The sequence below is a fragment of the Kitasatospora sp. NPDC058406 genome, assembly GCF_042722765.1.
Lineage (GTDB): Bacteria > Actinomycetota > Actinomycetes > Streptomycetales > Streptomycetaceae > Kitasatospora.
Genome location: NZ_JBHXKE010000347.1, coordinates 1 through 7,251, shown reverse-complemented (window position 1 = coordinate 7,251; position 7,251 = coordinate 1). Strand labels below are relative to the sequence as shown.

The following is a 7,251-nucleotide window of genomic DNA, read 5'->3' as shown; positions in this document are numbered from 1 at the left end:
GGACCGGGACCACGGTCCCGGTCGGGGAGGGGGCGGGAGACCGCGGTCCCGGTGGCGTTCTCGTCCTGGGCTCGGAGGAAACGGCGGATGCGGGCTGATGAGCTTGAGATCTGCCGGGAGACCCCGGCAGTCGCACCACAGCCGGAGGACATCGTGATCCGCGCCCTGACCGGATTCTCCACCAGGAATCCGTGGAAGGTCATCGCCGTCTGGGCGGTCCTGGGAATGCTCCTGACCGTTCTCAGCCAGGCCCTGATCTTCCGGGTGACCCAGACCCAGACGGCCGACTTCCTGCCCAGGAGCTACGACTCGGCCGCCGCCACGACGATCGCCCAGGAACACTTCGGGGCCAAGGCCGACGCCAACCCGGTCACCGTCCTGGTCGCGCGGGCCGACGGCGCGGCGCTCACCGACGCGGACCGGCAGCGCGTCGCCGGGGTGGCCGAGAAGCTCGGCCGGTCGAAGGTCACGATGCCCGTGACCGACGACGCCCCGGCCCTGCTGCGGAAGGACTACTCGCAGGTCCCCCAGGTCGCCCCGGCCATGGTCGCGCCGGACCGGACCTTCGAGCTGCTCACCGCCAGCCTCACCGGGAACTCGGCGGACCCGGGACTGCACGGCACCTACCGGGCGTTCCGGGACGGCGCCCGGGCCCAGTTCGCCGACGCCGGCCTGCGGACCGGCTTCACCGGCGCCCTCGCCGAGCAGATCGACTCCGCCGACGACAGCGAGACGCTCGGCAAGATCGCCTCGATCGGCTCGGTCGTGCTGATCATGCTGCTCAACGTGCTGGTGTTCCGCAGCGTCATGGCGGCCCTCGTGCCGCTGGTCTCGGTGGCCCTGATCGGCGGGGTGGCGAGCGGCGCGGTCGTCGGCACCGCGCTGCTGGCCGACATCAAGCTCGACCCCTCCGTGCCGAGCCTGATCGCGGTGGTGCTGCTCGGGATCGGGATCGACTACTTCCTCTTCCTGATGTTCCGCTTCCGCGAGGAGTTGCGAGCCCGCCCGGACCGCCACCACCGCGCCGTCGCGGCCGAGGTCGGCGCCCGGGTCGGCACCGCGATCACGTCGGCCGCGCTGACCATCGTCGCCGCCTTCGCCACCCTCGGGATCGCGAGCTTCGGGCAGTTCCGGGTGCTCGGCCCGGCCGTCGCCGTCTCGGTCCTGGTCATGCTGCTGGCCGGCCTCACCCTGATGCCGGCCGTGCTGGCGGCCACCGGACGGGCCCTGTTCTGGCCCTCGCGCTCCCTGCGCCGTGAACCCGCCGCGGGCGCGTCCGCCCGGTTCGGGGACCTCGTGGCCCGACGCCCGCTGACCATGGTCGTCGGCTCGGTCGCCCTGATGGGTGCGCTGGCCGCCGGTCTGATCGGGATCCGGATGGACTACGGCTTCGGCGGCGGCCCGCGGACCGCCGCCCAGAGCACCGCCGCCGAGATCTCCCGCGCCCTGCCCGCCGGGGTGTCCGACCCGACCACCGTCCTCGTCGAGGCGCGGGACGGCGGCCCGCTCACCGTCGGCGCGGTCGACGGCCTGGCCAAGGCGCTCGCCCGGGTCGAGGGCGTCGGCCAGGCGGGCACGCCGGTACTGAGCGAGAGCCGCCGGGCCGTCCGGATCGACCTCTTCCTGACCGCCGACCCGCAGTCCGGCGCGGCGCGCGACCTCGTCTCCGGACCGGTCCGCGCGGCGGTCGCGGCGAACACCCCGAACGGGCTGGCGGCGCACGTCGGCGGCACCCCGGCGGTCTTCGCCGACGTCTCGACCGCCGTCGACCACGACCTCCGGTTGGTCTTCCCGGTCGCCGCCGGTCTGATCGGGCTGATCCTGCTCGTCCTGCTGCGCAGCCTGCTCGCGCCGGTCGTCCTGCTGCTCTCCGTCGGCCTCGGCTTCGCGGCCACCCTCGGTGCGTCCGCGCTGGTGTTCCAGCACGCGCTGGACAAGCCGGGCGTCAACTTCACCCTCCCGCTGGTGCTGTTCCTCTTCGTCGTCGCGCTGGGCACCGACTACAACATCCTGATCAGCGACCGGATCCGGGAGGAGATGGAGCGCCCCGGGCCCGCCCGGGCCGCGGTCGCCAGGGCCGTCCGGCACACCACGCCGGCCATCGCGACGGCGGGCCTGGTACTGGCCGGGTCGTTCGCCGGCCTGGCGGTCACCCCGCAGCCGTCCACCCAGCAGGTCGGCTTCGCGACGGCGCTCGGCATCCTGCTCTCCGCGTTCCTGCTCTCCGTCGTCCTGGTGCCCGCGCTGGCGGTCCTGCTCGGCCGCGGACTCTGGTGGCCGGTGCGCCCCGGCGGCCGACGGGGCCGTCAGCGCCCCGACGCGGAGCGCTCGTGGGAGGCGACGGAGCAGGGCCCGGGCGACGACCGGGCCTGGGCACCGGCCGCGGAGCCGTCCTGGACGGCACCGGCCGAGCGCTGACCCGGCCGCCGGGACCGCCCCGGCTCCCGAGTACCGCCCCAGCTCCGGATACCGCCCCGGCCACAGAGTCCCGCCCCGGCCGTCAGCGCCGCTCGACGAGTCCGAGCAACCAGAAGTTGGCGTACTCGCCGGCACTGGTGACGGCCGGGTCGGCGGGCCGCCCGTTGCGGCCGAGGCGGACGGTGACCCGGTCGAGCGAGACGGACGCGCCGCAGGTGAATCCCTGCGGCGCGTACGTCTCGTCGGGCCCGCAGAGCACGGACACCACCCGGCGGGCGGGTGGGAAGCGCAGCACGATCTGCTCGTGGTCGGCGGAGACGACCTGGAGGCCGAGCGCCAGGTGCGCCCCGCCGACCAGGTACCAGCCGCTGCCGGGCCGGTCCTGCCGCAGGACCCCGGCGAGCACCCGCAGGCGTCCGCCACCGGTCCCGGCCGGGTCGCCGGGCCGGCCGAAGCCGCCGAGGGCGTCGGCCCCGGCGGTTCCGGCGGTTCCGGCGAGGTCGCCGAGGCCGCCCAGGTCGTCGAAGTCGTCGAACCCGCCGCGCCCGCCGAAGTCCCCGGACCACGACGGCGCCCGCTGCCCGGCCGCCGCGCCCGCCCCGTCGTCGACCGGCGGCCCGGCCGGTCCGACCGCCGCGATCGCCAGCACCGCCGCCGACACCACGGCCGCCATCGCGGTGCGCCGCATCGTCCCCTCCTCGCCCTCGGCCGGTCGCCCGGGCCCGCCGGAGCCCCTCGACCGCCGGCACGCCCGCAGCCCCTGGGGGCGACGGCCCGCCGTGCCGGCCCCGGCCGGACTCTCCGCCATCCGAGCACGCCCGGCCCGCCGCACCGCCCCCGCCCTGCCGTGCCGGCGTCCCGACCACCCGCCCGGGCGACAACCGGCCCCGAGCCGGCCGGTCCGCGTGGTCGGTGCGGCCCGGACGGTCAGCCCGTGCGCCGCAGGCCGGTCGACGTGCCGTGGTCGGCCCGCTCGCCGCGGCCCGCCCGTTCCCCCAGATCGGCCAGTGCCGCCAGCACCTCGGCGCGCAGCCGCGGGTTCCCGGTGCTGCCGTCGATCACGGCCAGCGCCTGGTGGAGACGCTCGGCGGCCTGCTCGGGCCGGTCCAGACGGCGGTGGTGGTCGCCCAGGTGGAACAGGGTGATGCTCTCCAGGACGGGGTTCCCGGTCGAGCGGTGGCGGTCGAGCGCCCGGTGCAGGTACTCGTCCGCCTCCCCGGTGCGGCCGGCCCGCATCGCGCTCACGCCGACGTTGGTCTCGCAGGCCCCGATCGCCCAGTCGTCCCGGCGGTCCGCCGGCTGCGCCCGCAGCAGGGCGAGCGCTCCCTGGAGGTACACGCGGGCCTGCCCGTAGGCGCCGGTGTGGAGGCTGTGGTCGCCGAGGTTGCCGATGACGAGGGCTTCACCGACCCGGTCGCCGACGGAGGCGAGGAGGGCGCGGGCCCGGCGGAGCTCGGTGAGGGAGTCGTCGTGGCGGCCGAGCGCGGTGAGGGCGGTGGCGAGGTCGTTCCTGGTGCGGCCCTCGCCGTGGGGGTCACCGGCGCGGTGGGCGGCGGCGACGGCGAGGCGGGCCGCTTCCTCCCAGTCGTCGAGGTGGGGGCTGAGGAAGTAGTAGCCCCACAGGGCGGCCGGTAGCCGCCAGGCCACGTCGTCGAGGCCGTGCCGGGCGGCGGTGCGGACGGTGTCGAGCAGGTGGGTGTGTTCGCTCTCGCACCACTGCCGGGCCTGGGTGGCGGTGGTGAAGGCCGGGGACTCGTACCAGGCGCCGGGGGTGGTGAGGGGGAGCCGGCGGCGGTGGGGGGTGAGGAGGCGGGCGGCGGCGTCGGCGTGGTGGAGGTACCAGGTACAGAGGCGTTCGCGGGCGGCGGTGCGGGCGGCGGGGCCGGTTTCGGCGGTGGCGCGTTCGGTGGCGTAGAGGCGGAGCAGGTCGTGCATGCGGTAGTGGTCGGGGTTCTCGTGGGTGAGGAGGTGGGCGGTGGCGAGCTGGTCGAGGAGCGGGCGGACGGCGTGGATGGGGTGTCCGTGCAGCGCGGCGGCCGCGGCGGTGCTGAAGGTGGGGGTGGGGGCGAGGGCGAGGTGCCGGAAGAGGGTGCGGGCGGGGGTGGGCAGGGCGTGGTACGAGAGGCCGAGCGCGGTGCGGACGGCGGAGGTGGTGTCGCCGTCGATCTGGAGCGCGGTGAGGCGGTTCTCGGTGTCGCGCAGTTCCGTGACGTGGTCGGTGAGGGTGCGGTGGGGGCGTTCGGCGAGGCGGGCGGCGGTGATCGCGAGGGCGAGGGGGAGGTGGCCGCAGGCGGTGGCGAGTTCGGTCGCGGCCGCGGGTTCGGTGCGGGTGCGGTCGTCGCCGATGACGCGGTGCAGGAGGGCGAGGGCGTCGGGGGCGGGCATCAGGCCGAGGGCGAGGGGGCGGGCGCCGTCGCGGGCGGTGAGGCCGGCGAGGCGGGTGCGGCTGGTGACCAGGGTCAGGCACTGGGGGGCGCCGGGGAGCAGGGGGCGGACCTGTTCGGCGCTGTGGGCGTTGTCGAGGACGACGAGGATCCGCTGGTCGGCGAGGAGGGTGCGGTAGAGGGCGGCGGCCTCCTCGGGGGCGGTGGGGACGTGCTCGCCGGAGGTGCCGAGGGCGCGCAGGAAGCGGGCCAGGACGGCGTGGGGTGAGAGCGGCGGGCCCGGGGAGAAGCCGTGCAGGTCGGCGTAGAGCTGGCCGTCGGGGAAGTGGTCGCGCATCCGGTGGGCCCAGTGGACGACGAGGGTGCTCTTGCCGACGCCGGCGCTGCCGGAGACCGCGCAGATCGGGGCCGCCCGCGCCCTGCGGGCCGGGCCGGGCCCGGCGTTCGCCCGGCGTGCGGTGCCCGCCTGCCCGGCTGGCGCGTCCGGGGCCGGGGGGCGGTCGAGCCCCGCGATCCCGTCCAGCGTCGCCAGCTCCGCCTCACGGCCCGTGAACGTGGCCGACGGCGGTGGCAGTTGGGCCGGCCGCGGCACGGACCCGGCCGGTCTCTCCGGCCCGGCGTGTCCGGTGCCGTCCCGGCCGGTGCCCACCGCCGTGGCGCTGCCGCGTCCCGCCCCGCCCCGCCCCGTCCGCGCCGGCCCCGCACGCTCCGGCTCCGTCCGCTCCTGCCGGGCCGTCGACCGGCCGGGTGCCTCCTGCCCGGTCGCTTCCGGGTGGCGCTCGCGCCCGCCCGTCCCGTGCTCGGCGGGCCGGTGCCCGCTCGTCCGGCTGCCACCCGTCCCGCTGCCACCGGTCGTTCTGGCGCCCATCGTTCTGGCGCCCGCCCCGTCGTCCGTCCGCTCGCCGCGGATCCCTCGGGCCCTGCCGCCGTCCGGGCGCGGCTCGTCCGGACGGCCCGGTCCGGTGGTGAGCAACTCCAGGTGAAGCAGCTGGAGTTCGCTGCTCGGATCGAGTCCCAGCTCCTCCGCGAGCCGTCCGGCGAACCGCCGGTGGACCGCGAGGGCGTCGGCAGTGCGGCCGGAGCGGTGCAGGGCCCGCATCAACTGCCCGACGAACCGTTCCCGGAGCGGGTGGTCGGCCACCAGCGCGGTGAGTTCCGGCACGGTGGCCCGGTGCCGGCCCAGGGCGGCCTCCAGGTCGAGACAGTCTTCCCAGGCGGTCAGCCGCAGCTCGTCCAGCGCGACGGAGCCCGCCGCCAGCAGCTGTCCGGGGAGCCCGTCCAGGACGGGGCCGCGCCACAGGGCGAGCGCCTCCCGCAGGCCCGTCGCCGCGGCGGCCGGTTCGCCGTCGGCGGCGGTGGCGCGAGCCCGGGCGATCCGGTCGGCGAAGGTCCGGGCGTCCAGCCGGTGGCCGTCCAGTGAGATCCGGTACCCGTGGCCGTCGGTGAGCAGCACGGCCGGGCCACCGGGGTCGGCCCGGTCGAAGAGCCGGCGGAGCATCCCGGCGAGGTTGCGGACCTGGCGGTCGGCGGTGGCCGGCGGCCGGTCGTCCCAGACGGCGTCGACCAGCCGTGCCACCGGGACGGAGCCGTCGGCGTTCAGCAGCAGGGCCGCGAGCAGCCGCTCCTGCCGGTCGCCCCCCAGCCGGACCCTGCCGGCCGTGCCGGTCCGCACCTCCAGCGGTCCCAGAATCGCGAACTCCATGCGTTCCCCTCCCCAGGGCGCTGCACAGCGCTGTCAGGCCGTCGCGTTTGGTGACGGTCTGATGACCAGATCATGCCAGATCGGTGCCGTCGATTGAGAGGGTCGAACCCGCACCGGGCCGATGAAAGGCCGGGGGCGTTCCCACTACTTGCCTGCGATCTCTGGAGACACAGCCATGACCTTCACCAAGCGCCTCGCCGCTGCCGCGGTGGCCCTCACCGCGGCCGTCGTGGTCCCGCTGACCGCCGTTCCGGCCAACGCCGCCCCGGGGCCGGCCACGCACTACGGGATGACCTGGGAGGTCCTCGGGTACGGGCCGGACGACACCGTCCACGTCGGGGGCCCCGGCGGCACGTCGAGCAACGCCTACTACGGCGACACCGCGCCGTCGGTCTCGCTGCCCGTGCTCTGCCTCAACGTGGACGGCAGCCCGGCCCCGGCCGGCATCAGCATCGGCTTCTACGACGGCTGGGCCCAGGGCACCGTGGCGCTCAGCCGCCCGGTGAAGGGCAGCCGCCTCAACAGCCGCGGCGCGGCCGACAGTGTCTGCCAGGCCACGTTCGGTGCCGGGTGGCGCGAGGCCGAGTTCCACGACGGCCACTACGGTCCGGACCTCGCCCAGACCGGTGGCTGGACCTTCTGGGCCTACGGCGACATCCCGAACAACACCCGTTTCTGGACCGCGATCAACGACCAGCCCGCCAACCCCTGGAGCTGACCCCAGCCGTGCCGTGGTCCGCGTCCGAC

General features: G+C 76.3%; 4 protein-coding genes. 2 read left to right on the top strand and 2 right to left on the bottom strand.

What is annotated here, in order from left to right; translation table 11 throughout:
• Window positions 1–87 precede the first annotated feature (87 nt).
• A complete protein-coding gene (locus tag ACFWOG_RS38030) occupies window positions 88–2,418 on the top strand; it encodes an MMPL family transporter (protein ID WP_380364057.1) in 2,331 nt (776 codons plus the stop codon).
• An 82-nt stretch (window positions 2,419–2,500) separates the two neighbouring features.
• Here the strand turns inward: ACFWOG_RS38030 and ACFWOG_RS38025 are convergent, their stop codons facing one another.
• Window positions 2,501–3,106 (bottom strand): hypothetical protein, encoded by a 606-nt coding sequence (locus ACFWOG_RS38025; protein WP_380364055.1) that lies wholly within the window; start codon window positions 3,104–3,106, stop codon window positions 2,501–2,503.
• Between the two features lie 239 nt (window positions 3,107–3,345).
• The gene (locus ACFWOG_RS38020; RefSeq protein ID WP_380364053.1) at window positions 3,346–6,504 is read right to left on the bottom strand and encodes a BTAD domain-containing putative transcriptional regulator; all 3,159 of its coding nucleotides are present in this window, start codon (window positions 6,502–6,504) and stop codon (window positions 3,346–3,348) included.
• Window positions 6,505–6,679: 175 nt separating this feature from the next.
• On the opposite strand from ACFWOG_RS38020, the gene ACFWOG_RS38015 reads away from it, so the two are divergent.
• Window positions 6,680–7,222 (top strand): hypothetical protein, encoded by a 543-nt coding sequence (locus ACFWOG_RS38015; protein ID WP_329881343.1) that lies wholly within the window; start codon window positions 6,680–6,682, stop codon window positions 7,220–7,222.
• The last annotated feature ends 29 nt before the right edge of the window (window positions 7,223–7,251 follow it).